Below are 16,471 nucleotides of genomic sequence, written 5' to 3'. Positions count from 1 at the left end.
CATGGAAACCACGATTGATATCACGCTGATCTGGGTCGTCATCATCGCCGTGGGCGTGATCGCCTACGTCCTGATGGACGGGTTCGATCTCGGGGTGGGGATTCTCTTCCCCTTCGCCCCGGGGGAGACCTCGCGCGACGTGATGATGAACTCGGTCGCCCCGGTGTGGGACGGCAACGAGACCTGGCTGATCCTCGGGGGCGCCGGTCTGCTGGCGGCCTTTCCGCTGGTGTACTCGGTCTTCCTGCCGGCGCTCTATATCGGGGTCTTCCTGATGCTGGCGGGTCTGATCTTCCGCGGGGTGGCCTTCGAGTTCCGCTTCAAGGCGCATCGCTCCAAGGGGCTGTGGAATGCCGCGTTCGCGATCGGCTCGGCCGTGGCGGCCTTCGCCCAGGGCGCAGTCGTGGGCGCCTATATCCAGGGCTTCGAGATGGACGGTCTCAGCTTCGCCGGCGGACCACTCGACTGGCTGACACCGTTCACCGTGCTGACCGGGATCGGGCTGCTGGCCGGCTACGCCCTCTTGGGGGCCACCTGGCTGATCGTCAAGACGGAGGGTGAGACCCAGGCCTTTGCGTACCGGGTCGCGCCGTGGATGCTCGCCGTCGTGCTGCTCGTCTTTGGCGCGGTGAGTCTCATCACCCCGTTCATCGATCCGAAGGTGATGGAGCGCTGGATGGGAACCTGGCAGTACCTCTGGGTGCTCCCGGTGCTGGCGCTGGTCTCTTCCTGGGTGCTGATCCGCGCGGTGCGCCGGCGCGACGAGGGGATCCCGTTCGTCGCCACGATTACCCTGTTCGTCACGACCTACCTGGGGCTGCTGGTGAGCAAGTGGCCGTACGTGGTGCCGCCGGACTACACCTTCTGGGACGCCGCCTCGTCGCCGGACGCGCAGCTGTTCATCCTGGTGGGCGCGCTGTTCGTGATCCCGATCATCCTGGGCTACACCGCGTGGACCTACTGGGTCTTCCGCGGGAAGGTGACCCCGGAGAGCGGGTATCACTAGGCCCATTCCAGCCCGCGCCCGATCCGGAGCCGATCACGGCATCACGGGCGCCTCGCCGGGGTCGCGGCGGCGGGACCGGGCCGGCCGTTCGGGATTGATACTCGTGGGCCGGGCGGGATGTACGCCGGGGGGACGGCGGATCTCTCCGGGTCGTCGGCGCCGCGGTGCAGCGATCGCGGCGAGTCTTCGAGTTGGATGCCGGGTACGGGGGTGAACCCATGCCGTTGAACCTCACTCGATTGAACGTGTCTATTGCGCAGCGCGACGGTGGCGGTCCGAGCATCGGAACCGCATTCCTGGATCCCCTTGTGCGAGGCGAAGTGACGAGCATCACGAAGAAGGCGCCGGAACCGCAGGACTCGTATGTCGAGACCCTGCGGCAGGTACTGGAGGGATTCCGCGAGCCGGCGATACTGCTGTCGCCGGACTACGGCATCCTGGCCGCCAATGGGGCCTACCAGCGTGTCTACGGGACCGACCGCAATGGCTCGGGCCGTACCTGTTTCGAGGCCTCGCATGGCTTCCGCCGCCCCTGCGACGAGGCAGGCGAATCCTGCCCCCTGCGGGCGGCCCTGGACAGTGGCCACCGCGAACGCGTCCTCCATGTGCACCACACCGAGGCCGGTCGCGAACACGTCGATGTCGAGTTGTTGCCGATCCGGGGCGAGGGTGGCGAGATTCGCTACTTGATCGAACGGCTGCACCACATGCCCGTGTCGGCGCCGCAGGCGGGCAGCGGCGGGCTGGTAGGACGCTCGAAGGCCTTCAACGCCATGCTGGGGCTGATCAGTCGCGTGGCGCCGAGCAATGCCTCGGCCCTGCTGCTCGGTGAGTCGGGAACCGGCAAGGAACTGATTGCCCGGGCGATTCACGAGGCGAGTCCTCGGCAGCAGTCGCCGTTCGTGCCCGTGGAATGCTCCGGCCTGACCGAAACCCTGTTTGAAAGCGAGCTGTTCGGGCATGAGCGGGGGGCCTTCACCGGGGCGACCTCGGCCAAGGCTGGCCTGGTGGAGGCTGCGGCCGGCGGCACCCTGTTTCTCGACGAGGTGGGGGATATCCCGCTGAGCCAGCAGGTCAAGCTGCTGCGCCTGCTGGAGACCCATGCCTATCGTCGGGTCGGGGGAGTCGAGTCGCGGCGGGCGGATTTCCGCCTGGTCTGCGCGACCCACCGTGACCTCGAGTCCATGGTGCGCGCAGGCGAGTTCCGCGAGGATCTCTACTACCGCATCAATACCTTCCCGATCGATGTGCCCCCGCTGCGTGAGCGAGCCGAGGACATCCCTTTGCTGGTGGAGGCCCTCAGCGAGCGCCTGGACCTGGCCGTGCCGCCGCGTCTCGCAGACGAGGCCCTGAAAATCCTCATGCGATACCCGTTTCCCGGCAACGTGCGCGAGTTGCGCAACATCCTCGAGCGCGCCGCATTGCTGGCGGACGGCGAGGCGATCCGTCCGGAGCACCTGCCGGATCGGGTCCGGGAAGGAGGGCAGGCCCCGGGCGGGACCGGTGGCCTGGATGGCTTGCTCCATCCGCAGTCCCTGCGTCCCCTTGACGAGATCGAACGCGAATACCTGCGGCATGCGGCCGCGGTGTATCCGGGCGATCGCCGGGCGCTGGCGAAAACCCTGGGGATTAGCGAACGCAGCCTGTATCGGCGCCTGCGCCAGCTCGAAGGCGAGGCCGGCGAAGGTCACTGAGATAGCCCACCAGGACGCGGCGGGCTGTGGCCCGCTCGTTGTCCGTGATGGAACGGCGTCCGGGGGAGCGGTCGGGCGACGTGTCACGAGCCCGTCATGGGCGACGGGGATGCTGAAGTACCGCCACAAGAATTAGCAGTTAAGCAAGTACGGATAGAAAAGCCGAACTGGAGCCTGTCATGAAAAAGACCGCAATCACCCTGTCTCTCTCCGCTGCCCTCCTGACGACCCCGATCCTGGCTTCGGCCGAGCCGCTGTCCTTCGGCGAACAGCAGACCATTCGCTCGATGGCCAGTGCCGGTGTCGGTCAGGCCATCGTCGACCAGATGGGGGCCCGCTCGATGGCCGTGATCAACAATCCGTCGCCGATCTGCGGCGCCCTGGCCGGGGGTCTGGGTGCTTCCATGCTGTCCGCCGACCCGCAGGCGGGATTCCGCATCGCCACCCTGCGCTCCGCTGATGACGCGCAAGCCGCGGTGGACGTGACCGCGGACAAGGCCGTGGCCTACCTGGCACTGGGTGGCGAGTTGGACCGCGAGGAGAACGAGGCCCTGGCCCACGCCTATCTGCAGGAACTCGCGGCCTCCGAATGGGACGGCACGCTGGTGCTGCATATCTCCTCGTGGATGCAGAAACAGGTCCAGGCCGTCGCGGAGGCCGACGAGGCCGTGGCCGACTACCTGGAAGGGCTGCGGATGGTGGCTCTCCAGCCCGACCTGGATGCGGGTCAGGCGGTGATGCTGGACGTGAACTTCGACGGCGAGCGCTTTACGACCGAGGAGATGGGTCGCCAGGACATGCGCGAGGACCTGGTGGAGCTGTTCCGCCGCATGTGAGTCGGTGCGCGGTGGGCTGGGTGGGCGCAACTCCTGTCCGGCTCGCCATTAGGAACAATCTATTGGGCCGGTAAAGAATTAGTAATTCACTAAATACGGAATGGCGCATAAATTAGTCCGTACATGGGGGCAACGCCCCATGAGATGCCGAATCAATCTCTAAACCGAAAGAAAGGAGTACATCATGGCACTGCGTTTGGGCGATACCGCACCGAATTTCCAGATTGATACCACCAAGGGCAAGATCGATTTCCACGAATGGATCGGCGACTCCTGGTGCTTCTTCTTCAGCCACCCGGCCGACTTCACCCCGGTGTGCACCACCGAGATGGGTCGTACCGCGCAGCTGGCCAAGCAGTTCGCGGACCGCAACGTGAAGCCGCTGGGTCTGTCGACGGATACCGTCGAGGAACACAACAAGTGGATCGAGGACGTCAACGACACCCAGGACACCACGCTGGAGTTCCCGATCGTCGCGGATGCCGACAAGAAGATCTCGGAACTCTACGAGATGATCCACCCGGGCGAGAGCGAGACCGCCGCCGTGCGTTCGGTCTACATCATCGACTCGAACAAGAAGATCCGCTTGATGATGACCTACCCGATGTCGGTGGGCCGCAACTTCGACGAGATCCTGCGCGTGATCGATGCGCTGCAGACCGGTGACAAGCACGGTGTCGCGACGCCGGCCGACTGGACCCCGGGTGCTCGTGTGATCATCCCGCCGACGGTCAGCAACGAGGACGCGCAGAAGAAGTTCCCGCAGGGCTTCGAGGAGATCCGCTCCTACCTGCGCTACACCAAGGTCTGATCCGGACCAACCAGCGGCCTCGCCCGGCTACGGGCGGGGCCGTTCTCCCCAGGTGGGAGCAGGGGCCGCAAGGTCCCTTTTTTGTGTCTGTCGGCTACGCCTGGATACGGCAAACCGTCTCGGCTTCAGCGGCCCAGGCCGGTCAGGCGGGCGGGTTCGAGGATCTCGATCCAGTAGCCGTCGACATCCTTCACGAAGGCGATGTCCTTCAGGCCGCCCTCGTCGGGGCGCTTCACGAACTCCACGTTGTTCTGGTCGAACCAGCGCACCGCAGCGTCCAGGTCCGGGACCGAAAAGCAGATGTGGCCGAAGCCCTGTGGCGCCTCGTTGCCGTCGTGATAGTGGAAGTCCGGGTCCTTCTCGGTGCCGTAGTTATAGGTGAGCTCGAGGATGCCGCGCTGGCTGAACATCCAGCGGGTGGCCTCGCCGGCGTCCTTCGGCGGCTGCGGTTCGTCCTCGCCGATCTGCGCGAGGAAGTAGAGCGTGAATTCGAACTCCGGGAAGTCGAGGGTCTTCACCAGCTGCATGCCGAAGACGCGCTGGTAGAAGTCCAGCGCCTTCTGCGGGTCCTTCACGCGCAGCATGGTGTGGTTGAAGCGAAAGCCGGCGGTCGGGTGGTCGCTCATGGTGCGTCCTTGTATTCCGAAAGAGGATATCTCGGAGACTGGAACACGGTCGGGCAGGTTCCCTCAAGTGCCGCCGTCACGTCTCGTGGTGAGGCACCTGGATGCCGTCACTGCGAGGAGGCACAGCCGACGCGGCAGTCTATTGGGGGTGCCCCAGTGCCGGGGTAGCGATGGGAGATGGCTTCGCGGTGCTCGCGATGACGGGGGGAGGGTGGACCCCGGGATGGCGGGGGGTGTGGCTATTGCCGGCAGAAGGGCCAGACCTGGTAGAAACGGCGGCAGCGGAACTCGGATTCGCAGCTGGCCAGCTGGGACTCGTAACGGTCCGCGCGCTGCGCGACCTGCCGCGCGGCGGCCCGGACCTGCGGCTTGTCTTGGTAACTGCCGCGGCTGTAGCCGCCCTGGCCCTCGTGGTAGGCGAGGTAAAGGTGTTCCGTGTTGTGCAGGGGCACGCCGGCCATGCGCCGGGTTCGGTCGTTGTACCAGCCGATGAAGTCGGTGGCGTGCTTCATGTGCGTGCGCCGCGCCATTATGCTGCCGGCGTCCTCGCGGTATTCGCCCCACACCGGGTCCTGGGCCTGGGCATAGCCGCGGGCGGACGACGGTCGGCTCCATGGAATGAAGCCCAGCAGGCGTTCGCGGTCCGGGCGTACATGGCTGCGGAAGGACGACTCCTGCTGGATGAACGACATCTGGATCGCGATCGGCGTGCCCCATTCCTGCTCGGAATCTCGCGCGTAGTCGTACCAGCGCGGCTGCTCGCGGAGGATCTCGCAGATGTTGCTCTGGTCATCGGGCGGGGAGGGCGACAGCATGGAACACCCGGCGGTGATGGCTGCCAGTCCCAGCAGGAGTCCGCCGCGCAGGGTGGCGCGGAGCGGGCGCATAATCTTCCCCGAATCTGCCTTGTTCACCCGAATCTCCCGCCCGGTTGCCCCCATGGCCCGCGAGTATAAAACACCCGCAACGGTAGCAACGGGCGCGCCGTGCGCCGAGCGGGCTTCCGGGGCTTGCCACGGCCCCTGCGGGGCCGCGGAGCGACAGGGTCGCGTCCCCCGGCATCGAGAGCGGGGTTAAGCGAGCTCCCGGGGATCCCCGGCGCCGGGGATCCCCCTGCAGACTGCCACGTCGGCTGCGCCTCTTCGCAGTGACGGGGGCGGGGAGGCGCGGTCCCGGCGCGCCCTCACGCCTGTCATCGCGAGGCGCTCCACGCCGTGGCGATCGGCGTCGGGGGCCACCGGAATCGGCCGTCGTGCGCCCAGTCAGGGTTCAGCGACTCCCGCCGCCTTTGAGGGAGTGGTCCCGCCCGAGAGACGTCTGACCGGATCTCCCCCTGAGAGCCTGTGTGCAGCTCCCACGGGGTGTTGCCGCAGGGATCGAGGGGTGCAAGGGGCCGGTCGGTACGCCACGGGTCTGGTTTGACGGGTTCGTTCGCGGTGTTGCGGGCGCGAGCGGCGGTTTCACCTGCGAGCAGGCTTTTACGGGGCGGTGTTCCAGTCAGGGTCGAGGGGGCTCAGGGCCGGGTCGGTCCGCCACGGGCCCGGCTCGACCGGCTCGCGGGCGATTTCGCGGATGCGGTCGATGAACGCCTGGCGGGGCAGGGTGGTGGCCCCGAGGTTGCGCAGGTGGGCGGTCTCCATCTGCACGTCGATCAGCGGCCAGCCCCAGGCGACGAGGTGGCGGCAAAGCCAGGCCAGCGCGATCTTGGAGGCGTCGCGCTCGCGCGAGAACATCGATTCGCCGCAGAACAGGCGCCCGACGTTCACCCCGTAGAGCCCGCCGATCAGGCGCGGGCCGTCCCAGACCTCCACGGAGTGCGCGTGGCCCGTGCGATGCAGGGCAATGTAGGCGCGCTGCATGCTGGTGGTGATCCACGTCCCGTCGGCGTAGTCGCGCGGCGCGGCGCAGGCCTCGATGACGGCCTCGAAGGCGCGATCGAAGCTGACGGTATAGCCGCGGTTGCGGATGGCCTTCTTCAGGCTGCGATGCAGGCGGAAGTGCCCCGGCTCCAGCACCGCGCGCGGATCCGGGCTCCACCACAGGATCGGCTGCCCGGCCTCGAACCAGGGGAAGATGCCGGAGCGGTAGGCATTGAGCAGGCGCGGCACGGAGAGATCGCCCCCGGCGGCCAGCAGGCCGTTGGGCTCGACCAGGGCATGGGCCGGGTCCGGGAAGGGGGCCTCTGGATGCTCCGGGTCCAGCCAGGGCAGGGTGATCTGCGGGCCGCCGTTCATGGGGGACCCTCGTGCAAGACCCGAGATTGGAGGCACGCGTCTTGTAGATACCGTCTTGCACTACGGGGTGCAAGGGGTTTCATGGCGGGCTTGATACGGGGTTTGGGATTTGAGCACACCGAAGGCGATGTGCAGGAGCCTGCTTGCAGGCGAACGCCCCGCTGGGGACGCCCGGCACAGCGGGACCCGCCCCCGTAGAAGCGGGCTCGCCCGCGAAGCCCCTGCCCGCGCGGGGGTCTGCCACTGGTCCTTCGCTGGATCCGGTCAGCGGTCGAGTTCATCGTCGGATTGGACCTGCCGATAGGGCGAGTGTTCGTGCAGGCGCTCGCACTGGGCGCGCATCATCTGGGCCTCGCGCTCGCAGAAGTCGCGCACCGGCTGGTCGAAGCCCTCGGTCAGGATCATGTGGGCGGACCAGGTCGGCGTGGGCAGGAAGCCGCGCGGGATCTTGTGCTCGCCCTGGGCGCCTGGCTCGAAGCGGGCCAGCCCCTCGCGGATGCAGAACTCGATGCCCTGGTAGTAGCAGGTCTCGAAGTGCAGGTCGGCCAGCTCCTCGGTGCAGCCCCAGAAGCGCCCGTACAGGGTGTCGTGGCTGCGGTAGCACAGGGCCGCGGCGATGGTCTCGCCGTCGCCCGCCTCGTCGGTGCCTGCTTCGCCCGGTCGCCGGGCCTCGAACAGCACCACCTGGTCGCCCAGCTCCGCCGCTGTCTCCACGAAGAACGCCTCGGACAGGGTCGGGATGCCCATGTGCTTCTCGAAGGTGTCCACGTAGAAGCGGTGAAAACGCGCCCAGTCCTCCGCCGCGCCGGTCGCGCCGGTCAGGGTGCGAAAGACGATCCCGGCCTCCTGCACGCGACGGCGTTCGCGCTTGATGTTCTTGCGCTTCTTCGAGCTGAGGGCGCTGAGGAAGGCGTCGAAGTCCGCGTAGCCGCCGTCCGGGGCATTGGTCCAGTGATACTGGCAGCCCATGCGCTCGGGCAGGCCCAGCTCGCGGGTCACGTCGAGATCGTCCTGGTTGGGGAACAGGATGTTCACGCCGGAGGCGTTCAGCTCACGCCCGTGGGTCACCAGGGCACGCACGAGCAGGGTGCGCAGATAATCGAAGTCGGGCGCCTCCGGGTGCACCAGCAGGCGCGGCCCGGTGGCCGGAGTGTAGGGCACGGAGACGACCAGCTTGGGGTAGTAGTTCAGCCCGTGGCGATTCCACGCGCCTTCCCAGGCGAAGTCGAACACGAACTCGCCGTAGTTGTTGGTCTTGACGTAGGCCGGTGCCGCCGCGACCAGCTGTTCGTCGCGGAAGATCAGCACATGCTGCGGGAACCAGCCGAACGGCCGGCCCAGGCACTCGTGGCGCTCCAGGCCCTCCAGGAAGGCGTGGCGTAGAAACGGCTCGGTGCCGCCGGTCAGGGCGTCCCAGGCGGCCGGATCCACCTCGGCCAGGCCGTCGCGCAGTTCGACGCGTTCGGTCGGCTCGCCCGGATTCGGCTCCGGCGGCTCCGATGTCCGGGTGTCGCCCTCGGCGCTCACGCGATCAGCCGTGCTTGTCCAGGTACTTCTCCGCGTCCAGTGCGGCCATGCAGCCGGTACCGGCGGAGGTGACCGCCTGGCGGTAGACGTGATCCATCACGTCGCCGGCGGCGAACACGCCCGGCACGCTGGTCGCGGTGGCGTTGCCCTCCAGCCCGCTTTGCACCTTGATGTAGCCGCCTTCCATGTCCAGCTGGCCCTGGAAGATGTCGGTGTTGGGCTTGTGGCCGATGGCGATGAACACGCCCATCACGTCGATATCCCTGGTCTCGCCGCTCTGGGCGTGCTTCAGCCGTGCGCCGGTCACGCCCGTCTCGTCGCCGAGGATCTCGTCCAGGGTGTGGTTCCACTCGATGGTGACGTTGCCGTTCTTTTCCTTCTCGAACAGCTTGTCCTGCAGAATCTTCTCCGCGCGCAGCGCATCGCGCCGGTGCACCAGGGTCACCTCGGAGGCGATATTCGACAGGTACAGCGCCTCCTCGACCGCGGTGTTGCCGCCGCCGATCACCGCCACCTTCTGGCCGCGGTAGAAGAAACCGTCGCAGGTGGCGCAGGCGGACACGCCCTTGCCGGCGAAGGTGGTCTCGGACTCCAGCCCCAGGTACTGGGCGGAGGCCCCCGTGCAGATGATCAAGGCATCGCAGGTGTACTCGCCGGAGTCCCCGACCAGGCGGTAGGGCTTGTCCTTCAGGTGCACCGTGTGGATGTGGTCGAAGATCACCTCGGTGTCGAAACGCTCGGCATGCTTCTGCATGCGCTGCATCAGCTCGGGGCCCTGCACGCCCTCGTTGTCACCCGGCCAGTTGTCCACGTCGGTGGTGGTCATCAGTTGGCCGCCCTGTTCCAGCCCGGTGATCACGACCGGGTTCAGGTTGGCGCGCGCCGCATAGACCGCGGCGGTCCAGCCGGCCGGGCCGGAGCCCAGGATCAGTAGCGGGCAATGGCGCGGTTCCTTCTCGCTGCCGCCCTTCTTCGGCTTGGACTCGGTGTCGCCGCCCAGCTGGACGGCACCGGTGGCGGCCTGCACAGCCCCGGTGGCGCTGGCCATCTTCGGGGTCTCGCCCTGGGTCTTGCCGGATTCGCTCTTGTTCTGGTCCTGCTTGGACTTCTTGTCCTTCTTGGCGTCGCTCATGGCGCTCTCCGTCTCGCAACGTTGAATTCGGTGGCAGCGACAGCGGGGCCGTCACCGCGGGTGATGCACACGATACCGGATCATCGGGCGGCGCCCGGGTTCCGTGCATCGGGTGGCGTGATCCGCAGTACGTTCCGCGCGGCGCGGGCTGCCCCGGATCGGGGATCGATATGGCGGGGATTATTGGGACGCCGGACGGCTTTGTCCAACGGGGTCACGGGCACCGCGGGAACCGCGCGTGCGGGTGGCAACCGATCGGCTGTGGGTAATGGCGATTGATAAAACATTTTCATGATCGCGCTGCCCCGATGCGCCGGGTCGGCAGTCACTACATCAGCGTTTGGTGGATAACCCGGGTGCCTCTCCGGGAATGGCGGCAGGGCGGGAAATCGCCGTTTTTATCCACAGCTTGCCCACGGGTTGTGCGCGGCTTGTTCTTTCACTAGCCACTATATCTAGTGGCTATGCAGTTTCCGATCCCCGATCTATAGTACTTCACGTCCGATCCCACACCAGCGCGAGGCCGTCATGAACAGCGAACCCTACACCGCCGAATCCCAAGAGGGCACCCAGTACCCGCCGCAGGCCGAACCATCGGCCGAGGTCCTGGCGACCAGCCCCGGCCAGCACCAGGTGATTCGCCGCAACGGCAAGGTGACCGGCTTCGACGCCTCCAAGATCGAGGTCGCGGTGACCAAGGCCTTCCTCGCGGTGGAGGGCGGTAATGCCGCGGCCAGCCGCCGCATCCACGAGGTGTCGAAGGAAGTCGCCGGCCAGGTGGTGGACAGCCTGTTCCGGCGCGCCGGCACCCAGGGCATGACGGTCCACATCGAGGACATCCAGGACCAGGTGGAACTGGCCCTGATGCGCGGCGGCCACCACAAGGTCGCGCGGGCCTACGTGATTTACCGCGAGCAGCAGGCGCAAAAGCGCGCCGCCGAGGCCGCCGAGCAGTCCCCGGAAGAGCAGGAAGCGGCCGCCACCCTGAACGTGACCCGCGCCGACGGCACCCAGGCCCCGCTGGACGAGGAGCGCCTGCAGGCGGTGGTGGCCGAGGCCTGCGCCGGCATCGACCAGGTGGACGGCGAGAAGATCCTGACCGAGGCTCGCCGCAACCTGTTCGACGGCGTGGCCGAGAAGGACGTCTCCACCGCGCTGGTGATGGCCGCGCGCGTGATGATCGAGAAGGAGCCGAACTACTCCGAGGTCACCGCGCGGTTGCTGATGGATGCGCTGCGCCGCGAGGCCCTGAGCTTTGTGCACGACCGTCCGGAAGAGGCCACCCAGGCGCAGCTGGCCGAGCGCTATGGCGAGTACTTCGGCGCCTACATCAAGCGCGCCGCCGAGCTGGAGCTGGTCGACAGCGAGCTGACCCGCTACGACCTCGAGCGCCTGGGCGCGGCGATCAAGCCCGAGCGCGACCTGCAGTTCACCTACTTAGGATTGCAGACCCTGTATGACCGCTACTTTATCCACTCGGACGGCACGCGCTTCGAGCTGCCGCAGGCGTTCTTCATGCGCGTGGCGATGGGCCTGGCGATCAACGAGATCGACCGCGAGGCGCGCGCGATCGAGTTCTACAACCTGCTGAGCTCGTTCGACTTCATGAGCTCCACGCCGACCCTGTTCAACTCGGGCACGCTGCGCCCGCAGCTCTCCAGCTGCTACCTGACCAGCGTCCCGGATGACCTGGACGGCATCTACAGCGCCATCCGCGACAACGCGCTGCTGTCCAAGTTTGCCGGCGGGCTCGGCAACGACTGGACCCGCGTGCGCGGCATGGGCGCCCACATCAAGGGCACCAACGGCAAGTCGCAGGGCGTGGTCCCGTTCCTCAAGGTCGCCAACGACACCGCCGTGGCGGTGAACCAGGGCGGCAAGCGCAAGGGGGCCGTGTGCGCCTACCTCGAGACCTGGCACATCGATGTCGAGGAGTTCATCGAGCTGCGCAAGAACACCGGCGACGACCGCCGCCGCACCCACGACATGAACAGCGCCAACTGGATCCCGGACCTGTTCATGAAGCGCGTGGCCGAGGACGGCGACTGGACCCTGTTCTCGCCGAACGAGACCCCGGACCTGCACGACCTCGTCGGCACGGACTTCGAGAAGCGCTACTGCGAGTACGAAGAGAAGGCCGCGCGCGGCGAGCTGCGCGTGCACAAGACCATGAAGGCCGTGGACCTGTGGCGGAAGATGCTCGGCATGCTGTTCGAGACCGGCCATCCGTGGATGACCTTCAAGGACCCGTGCAACCTGCGCAGCCCGCAAAGCCACACCGGCGTGGTCCACAGCTCGAACCTGTGCACCGAGATCACCCTGAACACCTCGGATGACGAGATCGCGGTGTGCAATCTGGGCTCCATCAACCTGGCCGCGCATATAGGCGACGACGGCGAGCTGGATCAGGACAAGCTCGAGCAGACCGTGAACACGGCCATGCGCATGCTCGACAACGTGATCGACTACAATTACTACTCCGTGCCCCAGGCGCGCCGCTCCAACCTGCGCCACCGCCCGGTGGGGCTGGGGATCATGGGTTTCCAGGATGCGCTGTACAAGCTGCGCATGCCGTATGCCTCCGAGGCCGCGGTGGAGTTCGCCGATACCTCCATGGAGGCGGTGTCCTACTACGCGATCAAGGCCTCGACCGACCTGGCCGAGGAACGCGGGCGCTACGAGAGCTTCCCCGGCAGCCTGTGGAGCCAGGGCATCCTGCCGATCGACTCGGTGAAGAAGCTGGCCGACTCGCGCGGCGAGTACCTGCAGATGGACACCACCCAGCGCCTGGACTGGGACACCCTGCGCAAGCGGGTGAAGAAGATCGGCATGCGCAACTCCAACACCATGGCGATCGCGCCGACCGCGACCATCTCCAACATCTGCGGGGTCAGCCAGTCGATCGAGCCGACCTACCAGAACCTGTTCGTCAAATCGAACCTGTCGGGCGAGTTCACCGTGATCAACCCGTACCTGGTGCGCGACCTGAAAGACCGCGAGTTGTGGGACGAGGTCATGGTCAACGACCTCAAGTACTACGACGGCTCGGTGCAGCCGCTGGACCGCGTGCCGGAGGATCTCAAGGCCCTGTACGCCACCGCGTTCGAGCTGGACACCCGCTGGCTGGTCGAGGCCGCCTCGCGCCGGCAGAAGTGGATCGACCAGGCGCAGAGCCTGAACCTGTACATGGCCGAGCCCTCCGGGCCCAAGCTGGATGCCCTGTACAAGCTGGCCTGGGTACGCGGGCTGAAGACCACCTACTACCTGCGCTCCATGGGCGCGACCCACGTGGAGAAGAGCACCGTGGCCGACTCCTCGCGCGCCAACAAGCTGAACGCCGTCTCCGGCGGCCAGCAGGCGTCCGAACCGGAAGCGCCCAAGGCCTGTTCCATCCTCGACCCCGACTGCGAGGCCTGCCAGTAAGGCCGGCCCCGCGCGCGGGCACGCACTCAATACGAACGACGCACTGACGACGACTCATTGAACAAAAGGCCCGGCCACCGCGCCGGGCCGCCACCGAAAGAAGAGGGGACACTATGCTTTCCTGGGACGATCCGATTGCAGCCATCAAAGGCGAAGGCCAGCAAGAGCCCGCCGTACGCCCCGGCATGGGCTTTCAGGAGAACGAAGCCCTGATGAGCACCGCCGGCGCCGCGCCCAGCGTTTCGCCGGAGCCGGAAAACGCCGGCCAGCCACTGCCCGAGCCGAACGAAGAGGCCCTGACCGGCACCGGTCTGGAAGACCTGGAGATGGGTGCCGAGCGCATCCGCGTGGATGACAAGAAGATCATCAACTGCCACGCGGATCTCAACCAGCTCGTGCCCTTCAAGTACAAGTGGGCCTGGCAGAAGTACCTGGACGGCTGCGCCAACCACTGGATGCCGCAGGAAATCAACATGAACGCGGACATCGCCCTGTGGAAGGACCCGAATGGTCTGACCGAGGACGAGCGCACCATCGTCAAGCGCAACCTGGGCTTCTTCTCCACCGCCGACTCGCTGGTGGCGAACAACCTGGTGCTGGCCGTGTACCGCCACATCACCAACCCCGAGTGCCGCCAGTACCTGCTGCGCCAGGCCTTCGAGGAGGCGCTGCACACCCACGCCTACCAGTACTGCGTGGAGTCGCTGGGCCTGGACGAGGGCGAGATCTTCAACATGTACCGCGAGGTGCCCTCCGTCGCCACCAAGGCCGAGTGGGCCCTGCCGTTCACCAAGCACCTGGCGGACCCGAACTTCCGCACCGGCACCCCGGACGCGGACCAGAAGCTGCTGCGCGAACTGATCGCCTTCTACGTCGTGTTCGAGGGCATCTTCTTCTACGTCGGCTTCGTGCAGATCCTCTCCATGGGCCGGCGCAACAAGATGACCGGCGTGGCCGAGCAGTTCCAGTACATCCTGCGCGACGAGTCCATGCACATGAACTTCGGCATCGACGTGATCAACCAGATCAAGGTCGAGAACCCGCACCTGTGGACCGAAGACTTCAAGGACGAGATGCGCACCCTGATCCACGATGCGGTCGAGCTGGAGGCGCAGTACGCCCGCGACACCATGCCCCGCGGCGTACTCGGCATGAACGCGCAGATGTTCGAGGAATACCTGCACTTCATCGCCAACCGCCGCTGCGCCCAGATCGGCCTGGCCGAGCTGTACCCGGGCGCCGACAACCCGTTCCCGTGGATGAGCGAAGTGCTCGACCTGAAGAAGGAGAAGAACTTCTTCGAGACCCGGGTTACGGAGTATCAGACCGGGGGCGCGCTGAGCTGGGATTGAAGCTGGCGAAGCGAAGCAATTCGGGAAGGAGCCAGGGAGATGGCCACGACTCAGACGAAAAGGGCGCCGGGTGGCGTCCTTTTTTGATCCTGCTCCTGGTTCGAAAGCGGCAAGAAGCACGGTCTGACCCCGTTGGATTCTGGAATCATCCGTTACCCAACAGTTAGACAGCAAAAAAAGGAGCCATCGACACAATGAAACGAGTCGTCAAAAGAGTCATGCCGAACTGGGCGAAACCTTATGCGCGTCGCATCATTAATAAATACGGCGAAGCAACATGGTCGAAGCGAGGTTTGCCAGATTTCATTATCATTGGTGCCCAGAAATCCGGGACAACGAGCTTGTATGCCTATCTGAGTCAACATCCGCAGCTTTTTCCATCGTCGACAAAAGAGGTACATTTTTTCGACGGGGGTTTGGACCCAAGCGTAGATACTTTCAAAAAGGGCATGCCATGGTACCGTGCGCATTTTCCATTACGAAAGAATATGGGTGCGAACCAGAGGACGTTTGAAGCATCACCGCTTTACATATTCAATCCACTTGCACCCGAGCGAATTGCGAATGTTGTTCCAAACGTAAAGATTATTGCCCTGTTGAGAAATCCAACAGAGCGGGCAATATCGCACTTTTTCCATGAGAGAAGAAGAGGTCGTGAGCCTTTAGCTATCGACGAAGCTTTAGAGAAGGAGTAAAGTGGACCCCGAAATCAGGACACGGGTTTAAGCTTATTGCCGGGCCGATTTCGAAGGGACCGATGATGCCGAAGCAGAAGCGTACTACGCACTCCCCGGAGCTCAAGGCGAAGGTGGCCTTGGAGGCGGTGCGGGGACTGAAGACGGCCACCGAGATCGCGCAGGAATACGGGGTTCACCCGGTGCAGGTCAGCCAGTGGAAGAAGGCCCTTTTGGAAGACTCGTCGACGCTGTTCGATCAGAAGCGGGGTCCGAAGCCGAAGGCCGAGTATAGAAGACCCATGGGGTCAGACCTTGCCTTTTGCCCTCCGTCGCCACCTTCGGAGGCAAAAAGCAAGGTCTGACCCAGCGTCCTGGTTTGAGCCGGACGAGCCGCCCCACGTGCATGTAGACCGGGGCAAGTGCTTGGCAAAGTTCTGGTTGCGCCGTGTGGCGCTGGCGCGGAATATGGGGTTTCCGGCGCACGAGCTGCGTCGGATTCGAGAGGTTGTCGAGCGTCGGCAACCGGAGTTGTTGGAGGCTTGGAATGGGTTCTTTGGCCACGAACGCGGATGAGCGTGTTGCCTCCGTGGATTTCACCGAGCATGACCTGGTGGTCGGCCTGATGGACGGTCGACGGATTTCGGTCCCGCTCGAGTGGTACCCGCGTCTGGCTCATGCAACACCCGAGCAGCTCGGGGCCTGGGAGATCTGTGGTGGGGGCCACGGGATCCACTGGCCTGAACTCGACGAAGACCTCAGCACCGAAGGATTGCTGCGAGGCGCACCGGCACCCGCCCGCTGAGGCTTACTGGACCAGGGGCCGATATTTTCGACCTTTTGTCACCTTTCGAGCGAGCCATCTATGAGCAATATCAAGAAGATTCCTGAGTTCAAGGACGAGGCAGAAGAGCGGGCGTTCTGGGAGAGCTATGATTCGAGCGAGTACGTCGATTGGAACCGCGCCGCGGCGGTCGAGCTCCCGAATCTCAAGCCTTCTACCCGGACGATCTCCCTGCGCTTGCCGGAGTCGCTCCTCGACCGCATCAAGATCGAAGCCAACAAGCGCGACATGCCCTACCAATCCCTGATCAAGGCGTGGCTGGCGGACGACGTGGACGAAGCCCGCAAAAAGGGCTAACGGCGACGACAGCGG

General features: G+C 65.5%; 15 protein-coding genes and 1 pseudogene. 11 read left to right on the top strand and 5 right to left on the bottom strand.

Annotated elements, in window-relative coordinates; genetic code table 11:
• The first annotated feature begins 1 nt into the window (after nt 1).
• From cydB to ACESLR_RS07880, 4 genes are all read left to right on the top strand, one after another.
• Nucleotides 2–1,006, top strand: a complete 1,005-nt coding sequence (cydB, locus tag ACESLR_RS07895; protein WP_373025037.1) for a cytochrome d ubiquinol oxidase subunit II — start codon at nt 2–4, stop codon at nt 1,004–1,006.
• A gap of 218 nt (nt 1,007–1,224) precedes the next feature.
• Entirely contained in the window at nt 1,225–2,700 is a 1,476-nt protein-coding gene (locus ACESLR_RS07890; protein WP_373025038.1) for a sigma-54 interaction domain-containing protein, read from the top strand.
• A 179-nt stretch (nt 2,701–2,879) separates the two neighbouring features.
• The gene (locus ACESLR_RS07885) at nt 2,880–3,536 is read left to right on the top strand and encodes a hypothetical protein (RefSeq protein ID WP_373025039.1); all 657 of its coding nucleotides are present in this window, start codon (nt 2,880–2,882) and stop codon (nt 3,534–3,536) included.
• 184 nt (nt 3,537–3,720) lie between these two features.
• The gene (locus ACESLR_RS07880; RefSeq protein ID WP_373025040.1) at nt 3,721–4,347 is read left to right on the top strand and encodes a peroxiredoxin; all 627 of its coding nucleotides are present in this window, start codon (nt 3,721–3,723) and stop codon (nt 4,345–4,347) included.
• 125 nt (nt 4,348–4,472) lie between these two features.
• Here the strand turns inward: ACESLR_RS07880 and gloA are convergent, their stop codons facing one another.
• From gloA to trxB, 5 genes are all read right to left on the bottom strand, one after another.
• Complete coding sequence (gloA, locus tag ACESLR_RS07875) at nt 4,473–4,973, bottom strand: lactoylglutathione lyase (protein WP_373025041.1); 501 nt, start codon at nt 4,971–4,973, stop codon at nt 4,473–4,475.
• Between the two features lie 239 nt (nt 4,974–5,212).
• Nucleotides 5,213–5,860, bottom strand: a complete 648-nt coding sequence (locus ACESLR_RS07870) for a lysozyme-like domain containing protein (protein WP_373025049.1) — start codon at nt 5,858–5,860, stop codon at nt 5,213–5,215.
• Between the two features lie 591 nt (nt 5,861–6,451).
• On the bottom strand, nt 6,452–7,207 hold the full coding sequence (gene aat / locus ACESLR_RS07865; RefSeq protein WP_373025042.1) for a leucyl/phenylalanyl-tRNA--protein transferase: 756 nt from the start codon (nt 7,205–7,207) through the stop codon (nt 6,452–6,454).
• A gap of 264 nt (nt 7,208–7,471) precedes the next feature.
• Nucleotides 7,472–8,734, bottom strand: coding sequence for a GNAT family N-acetyltransferase (locus ACESLR_RS07860; RefSeq protein WP_373025043.1), 1,263 nt, complete (start codon nt 8,732–8,734; stop codon nt 7,472–7,474).
• A gap of 4 nt (nt 8,735–8,738) precedes the next feature.
• A complete protein-coding gene (gene trxB, locus ACESLR_RS07855) occupies nt 8,739–9,866 on the bottom strand; it encodes a thioredoxin-disulfide reductase (protein ID WP_373025044.1) in 1,128 nt (375 codons plus the stop codon).
• A gap of 528 nt (nt 9,867–10,394) precedes the next feature.
• Here trxB and ACESLR_RS07850 point away from each other — a divergent pair.
• The 7 genes and pseudogenes from ACESLR_RS07850 to ACESLR_RS07820 all read left to right on the top strand — a co-directional run bounded on the left by ACESLR_RS07850 (nt 10,395) and on the right by ACESLR_RS07820 (nt 16,456).
• Complete coding sequence (locus ACESLR_RS07850; protein WP_373025045.1) at nt 10,395–13,289, top strand: ribonucleoside-diphosphate reductase subunit alpha; 2,895 nt, start codon at nt 10,395–10,397, stop codon at nt 13,287–13,289.
• A gap of 113 nt (nt 13,290–13,402) precedes the next feature.
• On the top strand, nt 13,403–14,641 hold the full coding sequence (locus ACESLR_RS07845) for a ribonucleotide-diphosphate reductase subunit beta (RefSeq protein ID WP_373025046.1): 1,239 nt from the start codon (nt 13,403–13,405) through the stop codon (nt 14,639–14,641).
• Between the two features lie 194 nt (nt 14,642–14,835).
• Nucleotides 14,836–15,336: a sulfotransferase family protein gene (locus tag ACESLR_RS07840; RefSeq protein ID WP_373025047.1), complete on the top strand. Its 501-nt coding sequence runs from the start codon at nt 14,836–14,838 to the stop codon at nt 15,334–15,336.
• Between the two features lie 65 nt (nt 15,337–15,401).
• A pseudogene (locus tag ACESLR_RS07835) lies at nt 15,402–15,549 on the top strand (transposase); the annotation flags it as partial.
• Nucleotides 15,550–15,630: 81 nt separating this feature from the next.
• A complete protein-coding gene (locus ACESLR_RS07830; RefSeq protein WP_373024539.1) occupies nt 15,631–15,891 on the top strand; it encodes a DUF4160 domain-containing protein in 261 nt (86 codons plus the stop codon).
• On the top strand, nt 15,863–16,120 hold the full coding sequence (locus tag ACESLR_RS07825) for a DUF2442 domain-containing protein (protein ID WP_373024540.1): 258 nt from the start codon (nt 15,863–15,865) through the stop codon (nt 16,118–16,120). The genes ACESLR_RS07830 and ACESLR_RS07825 overlap by 29 nt, the downstream gene beginning before the upstream one ends.
• Before the next feature lie 60 nt (nt 16,121–16,180).
• Nucleotides 16,181–16,456 (top strand): BrnA antitoxin family protein, encoded by a 276-nt coding sequence (locus ACESLR_RS07820; RefSeq protein WP_373024541.1) that lies wholly within the window; start codon nt 16,181–16,183, stop codon nt 16,454–16,456.
• Nucleotides 16,457–16,471 lie beyond the last annotated feature (15 nt).

The sequence above is a fragment of the Thioalkalivibrio sp. genome, assembly GCF_041685615.1.
In the GTDB taxonomy this organism is placed as follows: domain Bacteria; phylum Pseudomonadota; class Gammaproteobacteria; order Ectothiorhodospirales; family Ectothiorhodospiraceae; genus Thioalkalivibrio.
Note: the sequence above shows the minus strand (reverse complement) of the source record. Positions and strands in the feature narration are given on the sequence as shown.

Excerpts from the sequence above, each read along its gene's own strand:
- cydB (WP_373025037.1), top strand. The coding sequence starts at position 2 with ATGGAAACCACGATTGATATCACGCTGATCTGGGTCGTCATCATCGCC.
- ACESLR_RS07890 (WP_373025038.1), top strand. The coding sequence starts at position 1,225 with ATGCCGTTGAACCTCACTCGATTGAACGTGTCTATTGCGCAGCGCGAC.
- ACESLR_RS07885 (WP_373025039.1), top strand. The coding sequence starts at position 2,880 with ATGAAAAAGACCGCAATCACCCTGTCTCTCTCCGCTGCCCTCCTGACG.
- ACESLR_RS07880 (WP_373025040.1), top strand. The coding sequence starts at position 3,721 with ATGGCACTGCGTTTGGGCGATACCGCACCGAATTTCCAGATTGATACC.
- gloA (WP_373025041.1), bottom strand. The coding sequence starts at position 4,973 with ATGAGCGACCACCCGACCGCCGGCTTTCGCTTCAACCACACCATGCTG.
- ACESLR_RS07870 (WP_373025049.1), bottom strand. The coding sequence starts at position 5,860 with ATGCGCCCGCTCCGCGCCACCCTGCGCGGCGGACTCCTGCTGGGACTG.
- aat (WP_373025042.1), bottom strand. The coding sequence starts at position 7,207 with ATGAACGGCGGCCCGCAGATCACCCTGCCCTGGCTGGACCCGGAGCAT.
- trxB (WP_373025044.1), bottom strand. The coding sequence starts at position 9,866 with ATGAGCGACGCCAAGAAGGACAAGAAGTCCAAGCAGGACCAGAACAAG.
- ACESLR_RS07850 (WP_373025045.1), top strand. The coding sequence starts at position 10,395 with ATGAACAGCGAACCCTACACCGCCGAATCCCAAGAGGGCACCCAGTAC.
- ACESLR_RS07845 (WP_373025046.1), top strand. The coding sequence starts at position 13,403 with ATGCTTTCCTGGGACGATCCGATTGCAGCCATCAAAGGCGAAGGCCAG.
- ACESLR_RS07840 (WP_373025047.1), top strand. The coding sequence starts at position 14,836 with ATGAAACGAGTCGTCAAAAGAGTCATGCCGAACTGGGCGAAACCTTAT.
- ACESLR_RS07825 (WP_373024540.1), top strand. The coding sequence starts at position 15,863 with ATGGGTTCTTTGGCCACGAACGCGGATGAGCGTGTTGCCTCCGTGGAT.
- ACESLR_RS07820 (WP_373024541.1), top strand. The coding sequence starts at position 16,181 with ATGAGCAATATCAAGAAGATTCCTGAGTTCAAGGACGAGGCAGAAGAG.